Below are 16,843 nucleotides of genomic sequence, written 5' to 3'. Positions count from 1 at the left end.
TCACCAGGCGTACTCCATGGGAGCGGCCCGGTAGCCGGGGAAGATCTCGTCGAGCCGGGCCAGCGCCGCCTCGTCCAGCCGCACCTCCAGCGCCCGGAGCGCCCCCTCGAACTGCGCCATGGTGCGCGGGCCGACGATCGGTGCGGTGACCGCGGGCTGGTGCAGCAGCCAGGCCACGCCGACGTCGGCGGGGGAGTGGCCCAGGTCGCGGCAGAGGGCCTCGTAGGCCTCCAGCGCGGGCCGGTGCTGCTCGATCCGCTGCTGCGTGCGCTCGTCGTTGCGCCGTCCGCCGTCGGTCTTCTCCAGGACGCCGGCGAGCAGCCCGCCGGCCAGCGGGCTCCACGGGATGATGCCGACGCCGAGGTGCTGCGCGGCCGGCAGCACTTCCAGCTCCACGTGCCGGGTGAGCAGGTTGTAGTGCGACTGCTCGCTCACCAGGCCGGTGGAGTGCCGGCGCTCGGCCACCGCGTTGGCGCGGGTGATCTGCCAGGCGGCGTGGTTGGACGAGCCGACGTAGAGCACCTTGCCCTGGGCGACGAGCGTCTCGCAGGCCTGCCAGATCTCCTCCCACGGGGTGCGCAGGTCGACGTGGTGGAACTGGTAGAGGTCGATCCAGTCGGTGCCCATCCGGCGCAGCGACCCCTCGCAGGCGCGGACGATGTTGCGGGCGGAGAGGAACGTGTCGTTGGGCCAGTCCGACATCCCGCCGTAGACCTTGGTGGCCAGCACCGTCTTCTCCCGGCGTCCCTCGCCCCGGGCGAACCAGCTGCCGAGCACCTCCTCGGTGCGGCCCTTGCCGGCGTCGAACCCGCACAAGTTGGCGGTGTCGAAGAAGTTCACGCCCTCGGCCAGCGCCCGGTCCATGACCGCGTGCGAGTCGCCCTCCCCGGTCTTCCAGCCGAAGTTCATCGTGCCCAGGCACAGCCGGGAGACCGAGAGGCCGCTGCGGCCGAGGTGGGTGTAGTCCATGACGGCCACCCTGGCACCCTGTCGGACGTGCCGCAGGACGATCAGCTCGCCACCGCCGACTCCGAGTTCGACCGCGCGACGACGGTCCACCGCGCCGAGGCCGGCGGGTACGCCGCCGATCTCCGGCCCGGCTGGGACGTGGGCAGCGGCATCCTCAACGGCGGGTACCTGCTGGCCGTCGCGGTTCGGGCGGCCGTCGCCGACAGCCCGCACCCGCACCCGGTGGCGGTGTCGGCCAGCTACCTGCGGGCGACGCCGCCCGGCCCGGCCACCCTCGCCGTCACGCCGGGCCCGGCCGGGCGCACCCTCGCGCACGCGGGCGTCGTCCTCAGCGGGGCCGAGGGGCCCACGCTGAGCGTGCAGGTGACGACGGCGACGCTCGCCGGCGACGAGCCCGTGCACTCCTCCTCTCCCGCGCCGGAGGTGCCGCCGGCCGAGGAGTGCCTCGACGCGCAGCCGGGCGCCGACATGGGCGGGCGTCCCGTGCCCGCGGTGGGGCTGCGGCACCGGGTGGAGACCCGACTGGACCCGGCGACCGCCGGCTGGGCGCTGGGCACCCCCTCGGGGGAGCCGGTCATGCGCGCCTGGATGCGGCTCGCCGACGGCCGGGAGCCCGACCCGTTCGCGCTGCTGCTCTTCGCCGACGCGCTGCCACCCACGATCTGGTCGATGGGGTTGATGGGCTGGGCGCCGACCATCCAGCTCCAGGTGCTGGTGCGGGCGCTGCCCGCCCCCGGGTGGTGCCTGGCCGAGTCGCGGGCCACCGAGATCGCCGGTGGCTGGCTCGACGAGGAGTGCCGGATCTGGGACTCCACCGGACGGCTGGTCGCGCAGAGCCGCCAGCTGGCCCGCGCTCCCCGCTGAGTCACCGGAGGGGCAGCTCCACCTCCCCGGTGAGGTAGCGCTGCACCGTGGGGCCGATGGCGGCGACCAGCGACTCCGGCGTGGCCGAGGCCAGCGGCTCCACCTTGAGCACGTACCGGGCCATGACCAGGCCCATCAGCTGGGAGGCGGCCAGCGCCCCCCGCGCCTCGCGCTCGGCCGGAGGCAGCCCGAGCGTGCCCACCACGCGCCGCAGGATCTGGGTGACCAGGAACTCCCGGAGGAGCTTCGCCGTCCACTCGCTGCCCACCGCCGAGCGGACCAGCGCGAGGGCGGCGGGCCGGGCCGGGCCGTCCCACACACCGAGCAGCATCCGGACGATGCCTTCGCCCAGCGCGTCGGGGCCGCCCGCCAGCACCTCGGGGAGCAGCTCGGCGGGGTTCTCCGGGGCGTCGATCGCGGCGAGGAAGAGCTGGTCCTTGCTGCCGAAGTAGTGGTGCACCAGGGCCGGGTCGACCCCGGCCGCGGCGGCGATCCCGCGGATGGTGGCGCCGTCGAAACCGCGCTCGGCGAACGCCTCCCGGGCAGCCGCCAGGACGGCGTCCCGGGTGTCGGGGTTCCCGGGGCGCCGTCCCGACCGTCGTGCGCGAGCGGGTTCTGCGCTGCTCAGGCTGTCCTCCTCCGCAGGGTCGCCGCCGCCAGGGCGAGGGCGAGCAGGGCGACGCCGGACACGATCCCGACGTCGGCCCACATCGTGCCCGTCGCCTCGGCCGACCGCCCGACCTCCTGCAGGGCCTCGACGGCGTAGGTGAGCGGCAGGACGTCGCTGACCGCCTGCAGCCAGCCGGCCATCTGCTCGCGGGGGACCAGCAGCCCGCACAGGAAGAACTGCGGCAGCACGACCACCGGCATGAACTGCACCGCCTGGAACTCGCTGCGGGCGAACGCGCTGGCCAGCAGCCCCAGCGCCACGCCCAGCACCGCGTCGGCGACGGCGATGAGCACGACCAGCCAGGTCGAACCGGTCACGTCGAGGTCGTAGAGCGTCGTCGCGACCGTGACGGTGACCACGGCCTGCAGCGCCGCCGCGAGGCCGAAGGCCGCCCCGTAGCCCAGCAGCAGGTCCAGCCGAGCCAGAGGGGTGGTCAGCAGCCGCTCGAGGGTGCCCGAGGTGCGCTCCCGCAGCATCGCGATGCTGGTCACCAGGAACATCACCACGAACGGGAAGATCCCGAGCATCGTGAGCCCGACCCGGTCGAAGATGCCGGCCTGGCCGGGGAGCGTGGGGACGTCCTTCCACAGCAGGTACAGCAGGCCCAGCAGCGCGCTCGGCAGCACCAGCATCATCGCGATGGTGCGGTGGTCGTGCCGCAGCTGGCGGAGCACCCGGCCGGCGGTGGCGGCGGTGAGCCGGGGGCTCAGGTGGGTGGGGGCCGGGCGGTCCAGGATCGCGGTCACGCCGCGACCTCCTCACGGGCGCGGACGACGTTGAGGAACGCTTCCTCGAGGTCCTCTGAACGGCCGTCGGCGCGGAGCTGCGCCGGCGTGGAATCGGCGATGAGCTCGCCGTCGCGGAGCAGGAGGAGCCGGTCGCACCGGCCCGCCTCGTCCATCACGTGGCTGGAGACGATCAGCGTCGTCCCGGCCGCGGCGAGTGCGTGGAACCTCTCCCACAGCTCGACGCGCAGCACGGGATCGAGCCCGACCGTCGGCTCGTCGAGGACCAGCACCTCGGGGCTCCCCACCAGGGCGCAGGCCAGGGAGACGCGCCCCTTCTGGCCGCCGGAGAGGTCGGCGACCAGCTGGCCGGCGGCGTCGGCCAGTCCGACGCCGGCGACGGCCGCATCCGCCTCGCGGGCGCCGGCCCCGTAGAGGGCGGCGAAGTGCCGGGCGTTCTCCCGCACGGTGAGGTCGGGGTAGACGCTCGGCGCCTGGGTGACGTAGCCGACGCGGGAGCGCAACCCGGGGGAGCCGGCCGGCTCGCCGAGCACCGTGACGGTGCCGGAGCGGATGCGCTGCACGCCGACGAGGGCGCGCATCAGGGTGGTCTTCCCGCTGCCGCTGGGGCCGAGCAGGCCGGTGACCTGCCCGGCCGGGACGGTGAACGACAGCCCGGGGAGCACGCGACGGCGGCCCCGGTCGATGACGAGATCGGTGACGGTGACGGCGTCCATGACGCGCCCTCCAGAACTCAACGGCTGATGAACTCAACGCTAGATGAGTTCATTTCCCCCGTCAACGGACCAGTGCACGGCCCAGTGCGGCGCCGGAGGACCAGGCGCTCTCGACCTTCGCGGGGGCGTGCCAGCCGTCCCCGCAGAGGCCGATCCCGTCGACCAGGCCGAACGGCTCGTCCCGCGGAGCTGCCGGCCGGGCGAACGTCCAGCGGTGGACCTCCGTCCAGTCGGGGTCCCCGTCGATGCCGAGGGCGGACCGCACGGCCGCCACCACGGCCGGCACGGCGGCCGCGGGGTCCTCCAGGTGCCCGGCGGCCAACCCGGCCGTCGTGTGCGCGACCAGCACGGGTGCGGCGTCGCCGCGGCGGTCGCCGTCGTCGGCGATCCACTCCACGGCCGGGTCGTCGTGCACGAAGGCGCCGTGCAGGTCGGCCGGCCACCGCCGCCCGGCCCAGCCGAGGACCACCGCCAGGGCCGGCTGCCACGTCTCCGCGGCCGCCAGGTGCCCCGCCGGGCCGGCCGGGTCGAGCAGCCGCGCGGCCTGGGGTCCCGGCATCGCGAGGACGGCGGCCGGCACCGCGCGCCCGTCGACGGCAGGGCCGGCGGTCACCTCCCGCACGGTCGTCCCCGTGCGGACCGTCAGCCCGGTGGCGAGGTCGGCGGCCAGGCTGCGCGACCCGCGCGGGGTCCCGTACCGCAGCGGCCCGGACTTGCGCTCCCGGTCCCCCTCGGGGCCGATCACCGCGAAGGTGTCCGTCCAGGGGCGGGCCAGCCCGCGGTCGACCCAGTCGGCCACCACGGCGGCGAACGGGGAGCCGTCGCCGGCGGTGAGGTAGGAGGCGCCGAGGTCGACCGGGCGGCCGCGCACCGTGCGCGAGGACAGCCGCCCGCCCGGAGCCCGCCCCCGGTCCAGCACCTCGACGTCGCGGCCGGCGTCCTGGAGGGCGCGGGCGCAGGCGAGGCCGGCGATGCCGGCGCCGATGACGGTCACGGGAGCGTTGTCGGGAGCCACGGCTCGATCCTGGGGGCGGCGAACCGTCGGCGCCCACCCGGCAGAATCGGCGGCATGCCCGCTCCCGTCGTCATCACCGATCCGCACGACGAGCGGGTGGCCGACTTCCGCGACCTCAAGGCCGGTGACCGGCCGGAGGGCACCCCCCGGTGGGGCGGGCCGGTCATCGTCGAGGGCGTCCCCGCCGTGCAGCGGCTGCTGGCCTCGCCGTACCGGGTGCGCGCGGTCTTCGGGGTGCCGGGGCGGGTGGCCGCGCTGGACCTGCCGGAGGGGGTCCCCGCCTACGAGGCGGACAAGTGGGTGCTGTCGGAGGTGATCGGCTTCCGGCTCACCCGCGGGGTGATCGCGTCGGCCGACCGGCAGCCGCCCGCGGACCTCGACGAGCTGCTGGCCGGTCCGGATCCCGCGGCGCCCCGCCGGCTCGCCGTCCTCGAGGCGCTCAACGACGCGGAGAACCTCGGCTCGATCGCGCGGTCGGCGCTGGCGCTGGGGATCGACGGGCTGCTGCTCGACCCGCGCTGCGCGGACCCGTTCTACCGGCGCTCGGTACGGGTCTCGATGGGGCACGTCCTCGCGTTGCCGTTCGCCGTCCTGCCCGACTGGCCGGCCGACCTCGACCGGGTGCACGACGCGGGGTACACGACGGTGGCGCTCACGCCCGCGGCAGACGCGATCGACCTGGCCGACGTCGACCCGCGTGCGCACCCGCGGACGGCGGTGCTGCTGGGTGCCGAGGGCCCGGGGCTCACCCCGGAGGCGCAGCAGGCGGCGCGGGTGCGGGCGCGCATCCCGATGCGCGCCGGCGTGGACTCCCTGGGCGTCGCCGCCGCGGCGGCGGTCGCCTTCGCCTCGCTCCGCTGAGCCTTTCCGCGGAGAGTGCGAGGAGCCCCTCCGCGGAAAGTCGGGTCAGCCGCGCAGGGAGAAACGGGCCAGCATGGCCCGGGCCTCCTCGGCGTGGGACGGGTGGCACATCACGTCGTAGCGGCTCGCGGTGATCTTGTTGGTGCTGGTGAAGTCGCGCCGGCCACGGGTGGCGGCGTAGCCCATCCCGCCGAAGGCCGCGCCGAACGCCAGACCGATCAGCAGGCCGGTGAGGACCGAGCCGATCCAGTTGCTGCCGTCGGGGGCGAAGATGCCCAGCAGCAGACCGACGAACAGACCCCACCAGGCGCCGGCGGCCGCGCCGGCGGCGACCGCCCGGCCCATGGTCAGCCGGCCGGTGACCGTCTCGATCATCCGCAGGTCCGTGCCGATGATGGTCACGTTCTCGACCGCGAACTTCTCGTCGGACAGGTGGTCGACCGCCGCCTGCGCCCGCTCGTAGCTGTCGTAGGACCCGACCTGCACGCCGCCCAGCGGCATCGACACCGAAGCACTCATGCCTGGTCAACTACCCAGCCCGGCGAGGTGTTCCACCCGGACCCGGCTGTCGGCCTCCGCGGTGCGACCGTCAGCGGTTGCGGCGGACCCCGAACACGATGTCCTCCCACGCCGGGATCCGGGCGCGCGGGTCCTCGTCGTCGTCGGAGCCGTCGCCGCCGCCCCGGCCGAGCACGACCGTGTCGTGCTCGGCGACCTCGTCCAGCAGCGCGGTCATCGCCTCGTCGTCCTCGGGCGAGCCGTCGGGTGCGTGCACGTCGCGCACGAGCGCGTCCTCCTCCGCCGGGAGGGCGGGGGCGGGCTCGGGAGCCGGCTCGGGCGCCCGGACCACCGCGACCGGGCGGCTGCGGGGGAGCGGCGACGGCAGGCCGGCGGGCACCTCGGGGACCACCCGGACCAGGCGGGTGCCCTCGCTGAAGTCGGTCGTCGCGGCGTCGGCCGGCGTGACGGTGCGGGAGGGCAGGTCGTAGTTCCACCGGGCGGTGCCGGACTTCGCGCCGGCGCGCCACGCGCCGGTGACCACCCAGGTGCCGTCCTCGCCGCGGAAGGCGTCCCACTCGACGGCGTCGATGTCGGTGTCGATCAGCCGCAGCCGCTCGACCATGAACTGCTGGAGGACCGCGCCGGGTGCGCCGTCGGTCAGCCGGACCCGGGCCTCGCGGGCCTGCCCGGCCACGCGCTCGCGCTCCTGCAGCACGGGGTGCGCGAAACGCATGATCCGCTCGACCCGCGCGCCGGTGGCGATCGCGACCTGCTCGGGCGTCTCGCCGGAGCGGATGCGGGACTGGATCACCCGCGGCGGCAGCTCCGTGCCGAGGTCGACGTCGATCTGGGTGAGGCGGCGGGCGTCCCCACGGGCGGCTGCCCGCAGGCGGTCGTCGATCGGGAGCTCGAACCGCTCCCCGCCGTCGGGGGCGTCGGGGCCCTCCGCGGTGAGGATGAGACTCTTCCCGTCGTCGGAGAGCGCCACGAGGCGCAGCGTGCGCATGGCGACCTCCTGCAACCGGTGCGGCGGGCCCGGACGAGAGCCCGGTTCCCGAGGCTATCGGGGTCCGGCGGGCGCCGCGCGCAGGCGGCCCGGCGTGGCGCGCACGCGGTGCCCGGGCCGGCTCCCCCCGCCGGGGGGTGCCGGTGCGGTGTTTCCACGCCGATGACAGCCCTGACACACGACCGCAACGCGCCCCCGGCACAGTCGGGGTCCGCCAGCGCTCGACACGAGCCGAGGAGGAGCGATGGCCAGCCCGGTGACCGACCAGTGGACGGCCGCGCCGGCGGGATTCCCCGCACTGGAGTCGCTGGCACCGCCGGAGGCGCTGCCGGCCGCGGTCCGCCGCGTCATCGCCGGCGTCGCCGGCGCCGCGGCCGCCTGGTGCCCGGCGCCGTCGCCGGACGGCGCCCGGATCGCCTACGTCACCGACCGCTCGGGGCTGCCCCGCCTCGAGGTGGCCACGCTCGACGGCCGGACGCCCCCGCGCCAGGTCTCCGGAGCCGACCAGGAGGTCGTCTCCGTCGCCTGGTCGCCCGACGGCGCGTGGCTGGCCTACCTCGTCAGCCCCGGCGGATCGATCTGCGCCGAGCTGCACGTCGTCCGCCCCGACGGCACCGATGCCCGGCTGCTCGCCGGCCAGGACCCGCGCGCGACCGTCGTCCCCGGCGCCTGGAGCGGGCCGGGGCACTACGTCTGCTCGATCGCGAACGGCGCGGGTCCCGACGCCGACGTCGTCCTGGTCGACGTCGCCACCGGCGAGCTGCGGACGCTGGCTTCCGGCGGCTTCCTCTCCGTCACGGCGCTGTCCGCCGACCGCCGCACCGTCCTCGCCCGGCGCGGTCCCCGCGTCTTCCGGCACTCGGTCGTCATCGACGTCGCCACCGGGATCCAGCGCCGGGTGCTCCCGCTGGACGCCCCCGGCGGCATCGCCTCGGAGGACGGCCGGTTCTCCGCGGACGGCCGGACGGTGCACGTCCGCGCCGCCCTCCCGGGACCGCCCGGCGCCGACCGCGCCGGCCTGGTCGCCGTCCCCCTCGACGACGACGGCGTCCCCGGCCCGGGGCGCACGGTCCTGTACCGGGCGGATGCCGACCTCGACGGCTACGCGGTGCGCCCCGACGGCACCGTCCTCGCGCTCTGGAACGCCGACGGGATCAGCCGGCTGTGGCTGCACGCCCTCTCCGACGGCGCCGTGGTCCGCAGGATCCCGCTGCCCGAGCCGGTGCTCACCGGCTGGGCTCCGGCCGTCGGCGCCGACGCGCTGGTCGCCGAGCTGTCCGGTCCGCGGGCGCCGCGCGGGCTGTGGTGGGTGCCCCTCGACGGCAGCGGTGCCGCCCGGCCGCTGGCCTGCTCGCCGGAGCGCCCCGGCCCGCGCGGGCTGGTCGAGCCCGTGCTGCACCGGTACGTGGCCCCCGACGGGGTCGTGCTGTCGGGCTGGCTGTACACGCCGGCGGGCAGCCGGGGCCCGAACCGCACGGTGGTGAGCTTCCACGGCGGCCCGGAGGGGCAGGAGCGCCCCGGCTGGTCGCCGATCACGCAGAGCATGGTGGCCGCGGGCCTCACCGTCTTCGCTCCCAACGTGCGCGGCTCCGGCGGGTTCGGCCGCGCCTTCATGACCTCCGACGACGGGCCGGCGCGCGAGTCCTCCTTCGCCGACGTCCGGACGACGGTCGACGAGCTGGTGACCGCCGGCATCGCCGCGCCCGGGCAGGTCGGCGCGCACGGGTGGTCCTACGGCGGGTACCTGACACTGATGGCGCTCACCCGGTGGCCGGATCTCTTCGCCGCCGGCGCCTCGCTGGCCGGGATGAGCGACCTGCGCACGTTCTTCGCCGGCACCGAGCCGTGGATGGCCGCGGCGTCGGTCACCGAGTACGGCGACCCCGTCGCCGACCGGGACATGCTGGCCGCGATCTCGCCGATGACGGCCCTGGACCGGCTCACCTCGCCGGTGCTGCTGGCGCACGGGGACCGCGACACAAACGTGCCGGTCGCCGAGTCGGTGCAGGCGCACCAGGCGCTGCAGGCGCGGGGTGCGTGCGTCGATCTGCTGCTGTTCGCCGGCGAGGGGCACGCCATCGTGGGCCGCGACCACCTGGTCGAACTGGGCGAGCGCCTCGCCGCCTGGTTCGATCGGTGGCTGTGAACGGGGAGCTGTTCGCCGGATACTCCACCGCCCGCACCGACGAGGCCGTCGGTCCGGGCGGCCGGCTGCGCGCGGGATGGGCCGGGCCGATCGCTGCCCTGGAGCAGCTGGGGCCCGACGGGCTGACCGACGCCGCCCGGCACCTGGCGGCCTGGCGGGCCGAGCACGGTGTCGCCGTCTCGGCCTGGGTGGACGGCCGGCAGCAGGTGCACCCGGTGCCCATGGACCCGGTGCCCCGGCTGGTCGACGCGGGCACCTGGGCCGTGCTGGCCGCCGGCGTGGCCCAGCGGCACCGGGCCCTCAACGCCTTCCTCGCCGACGCCTACCGCCCGGCCGGGCGGCGACGGGGCGACAGCGACCGCGCGCCGGAGGTCGTGCGGGCCGGCGTGCTGCCCGAGTGGGCGGTGGCGCACGCGCCCGGTCGCGATCCGGACGCGGTGGCCCGCGCCTGGCCGGGCCAGCCCCGGGCGACGGTGGCGGCGGTCGACCTGGTGCGCACGACCGGTGACCGCTGGGTGGTCGTGCGCGACGACCTGCGGGCGGCCTCGGGGATCGGGTACGCGCTGGCCGACCGGGCGAGCGCGCGGGCGGCCGTACCGGAGCTGTTCGCCGGCCGGCAGCCCCGGGATCCGGCGGACGCCGTCGCGCTGCTGGCTGCCGCGCTCGCCGCCGCCGCGCCGCCGGCGGCGTCCCGGCCGCCGCGGATCGCCGTGCTCACCCAGGGCGAGAGCGCCGGCACCTGGTTCGAGCACCAGGTGCTGGCCGAGGCCCTCGGGGCACCGCTGGTGCGGGCCGGTGACCTGTGGCCGCGCAGCGACGGCGGGGTGGAGGCCGCCGTGGACGGCGGCCGGGTGCCGGTCGACGTCCTCTACCGGCACTTCGGCGACGCGCTGCTCGGCGCCTATCCCACCGGGCCGGGCCTGCCCCTGGACGTGGCCCTCACCGAAGCGGTGCGGGCCGGCCGGCTGGGGATCGCGAACGTGCCCGGGAACGGGGTGGCCGACGACGCGGCGGCCTACGCCTGGGTGCCGGCGCTGATCCGCTTCTACCTCGGCGAGGAGTCGTTGCTGGGCTCGGCGCGGACCTGGGTGCTGGCCGATCCCGCCGCGGAGGCCGCCGTCCGGGACCGGCTGCACGAGCTCGAGGTGCAGTCGGTGGCGGGGTACGGCGGCCGGGCCGTCGTCTCCGGTCCGGCCTGCTCGGCGGGTGAGCTGGCCGCGCTGCGCGCCGAGATCGCCGCGGCGCCGCACCGGTTCGTCGCCCGGGAGCCGGTGGCGCCCTCGACGGCCCCGACGATGGTCGACGGGGAGCTGCGCCCCCGGCCGGTGGGCCTGCGGCTGTTCTCGGTGGCCGGGGCGACCACCACCGCCCTGCCCCTCGCCCTGACCCGGGTGGCCGCCGGGGACGGGCCGGACCTGCCGGGCGCCCCCGGCGACGGCAGCAAGGACACCTGGCTGCTGCGCTGAGGGGCCCGGGTCAGGCGCCGGCGAGGCCCGACCGGATCCGCACCGTCGTGCCGCGGGGGCTGGGCACGGCCGTGACGTCGCCGAAGGCGCTCATCAGCGTCGAGCCGCGACCGCGATCCATGCTGGGCACCCGCTCCCGCCACTGCCCGTAGTCGCGGATCGTGATCTCGACCAGGTCGCCGCCGACGGCGGCGGAGACCTCGACGAACGGCTCGGCCGGGTCCTGGGCGTGCTCGATCGCGTTGCTGGCCGCCTCGCACGCGGCCAGGAGCAGGTCGTAGGCGTGGTCGGGGTCGATCCCGGCGTCGGCCAGCAGCGCCCGCAGCCGGCGGCGCACGACCGGGATCGACGCCGGCTCCGACGGCAACCGCCAGTGCGCCCGGTGGGTACCGGCCGGCGCCGGAGCGCTCCGCGGCGCCGGCGCCGGGTCCGGCCGGCCGGCCGGGGGGGCCGGGGGCGGCGGGAGCGGTGGTGGTCCCGGCGTCCGGACGGGCGCCGGACCGGGTGGGCCGGCGGGACCCGGCCCGCGCCCGGCGGCCCGCTCGAGCGCCACACGCACCCGGGCGAGCAGCTCCGCGGCGCGGAACGGCTTGGCCAGGTAGTCGTCGGCGCCGGCCTCCAGGCCCTCGACCGAGGCCTCCTGCCCGGCCCGGGCGGTCAGCATGATCACCGGGATGTCCCGGGTGGCCGGGTCCGCGCGCAGCGCCCGCAGCAGCTCGAAGCCGTCGATCCGCGGCATCATCACGTCGGTCAGCACCAGGTCCGGCGCCCGCTCGGCGACCGCGGCGAGCGCCTCCTCGCCGTTCGCCGTCGTGCGCACCGTCCAGTGCGGGCCGAGCAGCCGCGTGAGGTAGGCGCGCATGTCGGCGTTGTCGTCGACGACCAGCACGTCGGCGCCGCCGACCGCGCCCGGGGTGTTGCCGGACGGCCGGGAGGTCTCCTCCTCCCAGCTGGCCGCCTCGCCGTGCGCGGCCTCGGACGGGACCGCGGTCGGGCCGGCCGGCGCGGCGTCGGGGCGGCCGGAGGGGAGCGCCACGGTGAACGTGCTGCCCCGTCCCGGCTCGCTGGTGACCGTGACGGTGCCGTCGTGCAGCGCAGCCAGCTCCTGCACCAGCGCCAGGCCGATGCCGGTGCCCTCCCGGGTGCGCGCGGCGGACCCGGCGACGCGGTGGAACCGCTCGAACAGGTGCGGCAGCTCCTCGGCCACGATGCCCACGCCGGTGTCGGCGACGGTGAGCACGAAGTCGTCGCCGGTGCCGCGCAGGGCGACCTCGATGCCGCCGACGAAGGTGTACTTCACCGCGTTGGCCAGCAGGTTGACGACGATCTTCTCCCACATCCGCGGGTCGACGAAGGCCGGCCGGTCCAGCGGCGGGCAGTCGACGGTGAGCCGCAGGCCGGCCCGCTCGGCCGCCGACCGGAAGATGCCGGCCAGCTCCGCGGTGAACGTGGCGACGTCGGTCTCCACCCGCACCGGGGTCGCGCGCCCCGCCTCGATGCTGGCGAAGTCCAGCAGGTCGTTGACCAGCCGCTGCAGCCGCTGCCCGTTGCGCACGGCGAGGGTGAGCTGCTCGCGGACGTCGTCGGTCAGCGGCGGGTCCGCCTCGTCCAGGACGTCGCGGAGCGGCCCCAGCAGCAGGGTGAGCGGTGTGCGCAGCTCGTGGCTGACGTCGGCGAAGAAGGTGGTCTTGGCGCGGTCCAGCGCGGCGAGCGACTCCGCGCGCTCCCGCTCGCTCTCGAACGCCCGGATGTTGACCAGGGTGCCGGTGAACTGGCCGGCCACCAGCTCGTGGAAGGAGCGGTAGTCGTCGTCCAGGGCGAGGTTGGGGCTGATCCCCAGCACCAGGCGGCCCAGGGGTGCGGAGTCGCGGCCGGTCGCCAGGGGGATGACCGCCGCGGCGGTGACCGGGTCGTCCCACGGGCCGCCGGTGGCGCCGAGCGGGCCGACGGCTCTGCGGAGCTCGTCCTCGTCGTCGGTGCTCGCGGGGAGCAGGCCGGGCTCGCAGCCGGCGGTGGCCACCCGGTGCAACCGTCCGTCGGCGGGGTCGTCCAGGTAGACGGCGGCGAACGGCACGTCGAGAGCGTCGCTGAGGAGGGTCCGGCACATCACCGACAGCGCGTGCTCGACCCGGTCGCCGAGCTGCCCGCCCACGGTCGCCACGTCCCGCAGCACCCGCTGGCGGCGGGCGGCGACCAGTTCGCCGGTGACCTCGGTGCAGACGGCGTGGATGCCGGCCACCCGCCCGTCGTCGTCGAACGCCGGTGCGTGGGAGACGGTGAAGTAGGTCTCCTCGCGGTAGCCGGCCCGCTGCAGCGGCAGGAGCAGACCCGGCATCCACGACGCCTCGAGCGTGGTCATCGCCCGCTCGATCGGTGGCCCGAGGGCGGCCCACGTCTCGGGCTGGGTCAGCCGGATGTCCTTGCCGATCGCCGGGTGCTTCGCGCCGATCACCGGTGCGTAGGCGTCGTTGTAGAACTGCAGCAGGTCCGGTCCCCAGCACACGATCATGGGGAACCGGGAGACCAGCACCTGGCGGACGACGACGCGCAGGCTGAGCGGCCACGTCTCGACGGCGCCCACCGAGGTGCCGGCCCAGTCGAAACCGGCCATGATCCGGCCGGCCTCCCCGCCGGCGGCGAAGAGATCGCCGCCGTCGGGAGCCGACGACCTACCGGGGCCCACGCCCGCCTCCAGCGAAGAAGCCGGCAGCTCGTTCAGAGACGTTCCGCCACGTAGTCGATGCAGGCGGTCAACGCGGTCACGTCGTCGGGGTCGACGGCGGGGAACATGCCGACGCGCAGCTGGTTGCGGCCCAGCTTGCGGTAGGGCTCCACGTCGACGACGCCGTGGGCGCGCAGCGTCGTCGCCACCGCGGCGGCGTCGACCGAGTCGGCGAAGTCGATGGTGCCCACGACGTAGCTGCGGTGATCGGGGTCGGCGACGAACGGCGTCGCGTAGGACGACTTCTCCGCCCAGCCGTAGAGGCGGCCCGAGGACTCGCGGGTCCGGCCGACGGCGCCCGAGAGCCCGCCGAGGGCGAGCATCCAGTCGATCTGGTCGGCCAGCAGGAACAGGGTGGCGACGGCCGGGGTGTTGTAGGTCTGGTCCTTCGACGAGTTGTCGACGGCGATCGAGAGGTCGAGGAATCCGGGGATCCAGCGGCCCGACGCCTTGATCTCGGCGATCCGCTGCAGCGCGTCGGCCGACATGAGGGCGACCCACAGGCCGCCGTCGGCGGCGAAGGACTTCTGCGGCGCGAAGTAGTAGACGTCGGTCTGCGAGACGTCGACCGGCAGGCCGCCGGCGCCGCTGGTGGCGTCGATGAGCACGAGCGCGTCCTCGGTGCCCGACGGCCGGGCGATCGGCGCCATCACGCCGGTCGAGGTCTCGTTGTGCGCCCAGCCGTAGGCGTCCACGCCCTCGGTGGCGGGGGGCAGCGCCAGCGACCCGGGGTCGGCCGTCACGATCAGCGGGTCGCCGAGGAACGGGGCCTCCCTCGCGCCGGAGGCGAACTTGGCCGAGAACTCCCCGTAGGTGCCGAAGGCGGCGCGGTCGCGGATCAGCCCGAAGAGCGCGGCGTCCCAGAAGGCGGTGGTGCCGCCGTTGCCGAGCACGACCTCGTAGCCGTCGGGCAGGTCGAACAGCTCGGTGAGCCCCTCCCGCACCCGCCGGACCAGGTTCTTCACCGGCGCCTGGCGGTGGGAGGTACCCATGATCGCGGCACCGTCACCGGCCAGGGCCCGCAGCGCCTCGGGGCGCACCTTGGACGGACCGCACCCGAACCGGCCGTCGGCGGGCAGGAGCTCGGCGGGGATGGTGATGCTCATCCGTGGGAAGCCTTCCGGTTCACGTGGGTCGGGCGTAGCGCCCGACGACGACGGCCCGGGTCGCATCGTGCGGCCGGGCCGTCGTCGTCGGGAGCGGTGGTGCTCAGATCGCGGCGGCCTCGGGGTTGATGGTGTCCCAGCCCTCGACCTCCTGGGGCTTGCGGGGGTCGGGGCCGATGTACCGGGCCGACGGGCGCACGAGGCGGCCGGTGTTCTTCTGCTCCAGGATGTGCGCGCACCAGCCGGCGGTGCGGGCGCAGGTGAACATCGAGGTGAACATGTGGCTCGGGACCTCGGCGAAGTCGAGGACGATGGCCGCCCAGAACTCGACGTTGGTCTCGACCGGCCGGTCGGGACGCCGCTCGCGCAGCTCCTTGAGCGCGGCGTTCTCCAGGGCGAGGGCGGCCTCGAAGCGGGGGGCGCCGAGCTCCTCGGCGGAGCGGCGGAGCACGCGGGCCCGCGGGTCCTCGGCCCGGTAGACGCGGTGACCGAAGCCCATCAACCGCTCCTTGCGGTCGAGCAGGTCCTTGACGTACTTCTCGGCGTCGCCGGTCTTCTCCACGTCGTCGAGCATGTGCAGCACGCGGGAGGGGGCGCCGCCGTGCAGCGGGCCGGACATCGCGCCGATCGCGCCGGACATGGCGGCGGCGACGTCGGCGCCGGTGGAGGCGATGACGCGGGCGGTGAACGTCGAGGCGTTCATGCCGTGCTCGGCGGCCGACGTCCAGTAGGCGTCGACGGCGGCCACGTGGCGGGGGTCGGGCTCGCCGCGCCAGCGGACCATGAAGCGCTCGACGATGGTGGAGGCCTCGTCGATCCGGCTCTGCGGGACGGCGGGGGTGCCGATGCCGCGGGCGGACTGCGCGACGTAGGACAGCGCCATGACGGCGGCGCGGGCGAGTTGCTCGCGCGCGGTCTCGCTGTCGATGTCCAGCAGCGGGCGGTAGCCCCAGAAGGGCGCCAGCATGGCCAGCGCGGCCTGGACGTCGACCCGCACGTCACCGCTGTGCACCGGGATCGGGAACGGCTCGGCCGGGGGGAGCCCGGGGCCGAACTTGCCGTCGACCAGCAACGCCCAGACGTTGCCGAAGGTCACCTTGCCGACCAGGTCCTCGATGTCGACGCCGCGGTAGCGCAGCGAACCGCCGTCCTTGTCGGGTTCGGCGATCTCGGTCTCGAAGGCGATGACGCCCTCCAGGCCGGGTACGAAGTCGTCGGCCATCTCGCATGCTCCTCTGCGCGCGGACCCACGTGCGCGCAGGGGACTGCCGCACGATTGCCAGTCGACCCTAAGGCCGTCGGCCCCGTCCTGGCACGCGGGGGGCGGTGCGCCCGCGCTCCGGGGCCCCCGTGGTGTCAGCATGACTGCGTGCCCGACCTGACCCGCATGCGCCACGACTACACCCTTGGGCGGCTGAGCGAGGACGAGCTCGCCCCCACCTGGGTCGAGCAGTTCGACCGCTGGTTCGGCGACGCCGTGACCGCGGAGATCCCCGAACCCAACGCCGTCGTGGTGGCGACGGCCGACGCCGACGGCGCCCCGGACGCCCGGGTCGTGCTGATGAAGGGCTACGACGCCGCAGGCATCGTGTTCGGCACCAGCTACGCCTCGGCCAAGGGCGCGCAGCTGGCCGTCAACCCCCGCGCGGCGCTGGTCTTCCCGTGGCACGCGCTGCAGCGCCAGGTGCGGGTGACCGGCCGGGTGGAGCGGATCGGCGACGCGGCGTCCGACGACCTGTGGGACCCGCGGCCGCGCGGCTCGCAGGTGGCGGCCGCCGCCTCGGTGCAGTCGACGGTCGTCGACTCGCGGGAGGAGCTCGAGGAGCGCGTGCGGCGGCTCGACGGGCAGACGCCGGAGGGCAAGCTGCCCCGGCCCGCGGCGTGGGGCGGCTACCGGGTGGTCCCGGAGCGCGTGGAGTTCTGGCAGGGCGGGAGCGACCGGCTGCACGACCGGCTCCGCTTCGTGCTCGACGAGGCGGAGGGCGGGGGCTGGCTGGTCCAGCGGCTCGCGCCGTGAGCGGGCAGGTGCGTGAGCATCGCAGCGAGCGCCGGCGA

The 16,843-nt window shown here is 75.9% G+C and carries 15 protein-coding genes; 5 read left to right on the top strand and 10 right to left on the bottom strand.

The window, feature by feature from the left end; genetic code table 11:
* Positions 1-969 carry an aldo/keto reductase gene (locus O2W17_RS06630; RefSeq protein ID WP_269191610.1) on the bottom strand — a complete coding sequence of 323 codons (969 nt, stop codon included), beginning with the start codon at positions 967-969 and terminating at the stop codon, positions 1-3.
* Positions 970-996: 27 nt separating this feature from the next.
* On the opposite strand from O2W17_RS06630, the gene O2W17_RS06625 reads away from it, so the two are divergent.
* A complete protein-coding gene (locus tag O2W17_RS06625; protein WP_269191609.1) occupies positions 997-1,833 on the top strand; it encodes a thioesterase family protein in 837 nt (278 codons plus the stop codon).
* Between the two features lies 1 nt (position 1,834).
* Here the strand turns inward: O2W17_RS06625 and O2W17_RS06620 are convergent, their stop codons facing one another.
* The 4 genes from O2W17_RS06620 to O2W17_RS06605 form a co-directional block, all read right to left on the bottom strand.
* A complete protein-coding gene (locus tag O2W17_RS06620) occupies positions 1,835-2,542 on the bottom strand; it encodes a TetR/AcrR family transcriptional regulator (RefSeq protein ID WP_269191608.1) in 708 nt (235 codons plus the stop codon).
* Positions 2,458-3,249 carry an ABC transporter permease gene (locus O2W17_RS06615; protein WP_269191607.1) on the bottom strand — a complete coding sequence of 264 codons (792 nt, stop codon included), beginning with the start codon at positions 3,247-3,249 and terminating at the stop codon, positions 2,458-2,460. The genes O2W17_RS06620 and O2W17_RS06615 overlap by 85 nt, the downstream gene beginning before the upstream one ends.
* Entirely contained in the window at positions 3,246-3,965 is a 720-nt protein-coding gene (locus O2W17_RS06610) for an ABC transporter ATP-binding protein (RefSeq protein WP_269191606.1), read from the bottom strand. The genes O2W17_RS06615 and O2W17_RS06610 overlap by 4 nt, the downstream gene beginning before the upstream one ends.
* A 61-nt stretch (positions 3,966-4,026) precedes the next feature.
* Positions 4,027-4,980, bottom strand: a complete 954-nt coding sequence (locus O2W17_RS06605; protein WP_269191605.1) for an NAD(P)/FAD-dependent oxidoreductase — start codon at positions 4,978-4,980, stop codon at positions 4,027-4,029.
* A 54-nt stretch (positions 4,981-5,034) separates the two neighbouring features.
* On the opposite strand from O2W17_RS06605, the gene O2W17_RS06600 reads away from it, so the two are divergent.
* Positions 5,035-5,841 carry a TrmH family RNA methyltransferase gene (locus tag O2W17_RS06600; RefSeq protein WP_269191604.1) on the top strand — a complete coding sequence of 269 codons (807 nt, stop codon included), beginning with the start codon at positions 5,035-5,037 and terminating at the stop codon, positions 5,839-5,841.
* 45 nt (positions 5,842-5,886) lie between these two features.
* Here O2W17_RS06600 and O2W17_RS06595 read toward each other — a convergent pair whose 3' ends face one another.
* Positions 5,887-6,360 carry a general stress protein gene (locus O2W17_RS06595; RefSeq protein ID WP_269191603.1) on the bottom strand — a complete coding sequence of 158 codons (474 nt, stop codon included), beginning with the start codon at positions 6,358-6,360 and terminating at the stop codon, positions 5,887-5,889.
* Positions 6,361-6,430: 70 nt separating this feature from the next.
* Positions 6,431-7,348 (bottom strand): septation protein SepH, encoded by a 918-nt coding sequence (gene sepH / locus O2W17_RS06590; protein WP_269191602.1) that lies wholly within the window; start codon positions 7,346-7,348, stop codon positions 6,431-6,433.
* 244 nt (positions 7,349-7,592) lie between these two features.
* Here sepH and O2W17_RS06585 point away from each other — a divergent pair, with 244 nt between their 5' ends.
* Both O2W17_RS06585 and O2W17_RS06580 read left to right on the top strand, forming a co-directional pair.
* Positions 7,593-9,494 carry a S9 family peptidase gene (locus O2W17_RS06585; RefSeq protein ID WP_269191601.1) on the top strand — a complete coding sequence of 634 codons (1,902 nt, stop codon included), beginning with the start codon at positions 7,593-7,595 and terminating at the stop codon, positions 9,492-9,494.
* Positions 9,491-10,960: a circularly permuted type 2 ATP-grasp protein gene (locus O2W17_RS06580; RefSeq protein WP_269191600.1), complete on the top strand. Its 1,470-nt coding sequence runs from the start codon at positions 9,491-9,493 to the stop codon at positions 10,958-10,960. Before O2W17_RS06585 ends, O2W17_RS06580 begins: the two co-directional genes overlap by 4 nt.
* A gap of 10 nt (positions 10,961-10,970) precedes the next feature.
* Here the strand turns inward: O2W17_RS06580 and O2W17_RS06575 are convergent, their stop codons facing one another.
* The 3 genes from O2W17_RS06575 to O2W17_RS06565 all read right to left on the bottom strand — a co-directional run bounded on the left by O2W17_RS06575 (position 10,971) and on the right by O2W17_RS06565 (position 16,010).
* Entirely contained in the window at positions 10,971-13,643 is a 2,673-nt protein-coding gene (locus O2W17_RS06575) for an ATP-binding protein (RefSeq protein WP_269191599.1), read from the bottom strand.
* A 32-nt stretch (positions 13,644-13,675) separates the two neighbouring features.
* Positions 13,676-14,788, bottom strand: a complete 1,113-nt coding sequence (gene serC, locus O2W17_RS06570; RefSeq protein ID WP_269191598.1) for a phosphoserine transaminase — start codon at positions 14,786-14,788, stop codon at positions 13,676-13,678.
* Positions 14,789-14,891: 103 nt separating this feature from the next.
* A complete protein-coding gene (locus tag O2W17_RS06565) occupies positions 14,892-16,010 on the bottom strand; it encodes a citrate synthase 2 (RefSeq protein WP_269191597.1) in 1,119 nt (372 codons plus the stop codon).
* A gap of 147 nt (positions 16,011-16,157) precedes the next feature.
* On the opposite strand from O2W17_RS06565, the gene pdxH reads away from it, so the two are divergent.
* Positions 16,158-16,805 (top strand): pyridoxamine 5'-phosphate oxidase, encoded by a 648-nt coding sequence (gene pdxH / locus O2W17_RS06560; protein ID WP_269191596.1) that lies wholly within the window; start codon positions 16,158-16,160, stop codon positions 16,803-16,805.
* Positions 16,806-16,843: the final 38 nt, after the last annotated feature.

Origin of the sequence: Blastococcus sp. VKM Ac-2987 (assembly GCF_026967805.1) — a bacterium.
GTDB lineage: Bacteria > Actinomycetota > Actinomycetes > Mycobacteriales > Geodermatophilaceae > Blastococcus.
This window is presented reverse-complemented; position numbering and strand designations above follow the sequence as displayed.

What these genes read in the sequence shown, in the direction of transcription:
- O2W17_RS06630 (WP_269191610.1), bottom strand. Translation starts at nt 969, where the DNA reads ATGGACTACACCCACCTCGGCCGCAGCGGCCTCTCGGTCTCCCGGCTG.
- O2W17_RS06610 (WP_269191606.1), bottom strand. Translation starts at nt 3,965, where the DNA reads ATGGACGCCGTCACCGTCACCGATCTCGTCATCGACCGGGGCCGCCGT.
- O2W17_RS06600 (WP_269191604.1), top strand. Translation starts at nt 5,035, where the DNA reads ATGCCCGCTCCCGTCGTCATCACCGATCCGCACGACGAGCGGGTGGCC.
- O2W17_RS06595 (WP_269191603.1), bottom strand. Translation starts at nt 6,360, where the DNA reads ATGAGTGCTTCGGTGTCGATGCCGCTGGGCGGCGTGCAGGTCGGGTCC.
- sepH (WP_269191602.1), bottom strand. Translation starts at nt 7,348, where the DNA reads ATGCGCACGCTGCGCCTCGTGGCGCTCTCCGACGACGGGAAGAGTCTC.
- O2W17_RS06585 (WP_269191601.1), top strand. Translation starts at nt 7,593, where the DNA reads ATGGCCAGCCCGGTGACCGACCAGTGGACGGCCGCGCCGGCGGGATTC.
- serC (WP_269191598.1), bottom strand. Translation starts at nt 14,788, where the DNA reads ATGAGCATCACCATCCCCGCCGAGCTCCTGCCCGCCGACGGCCGGTTC.
- O2W17_RS06565 (WP_269191597.1), bottom strand. Translation starts at nt 16,010, where the DNA reads ATGGCCGACGACTTCGTACCCGGCCTGGAGGGCGTCATCGCCTTCGAG.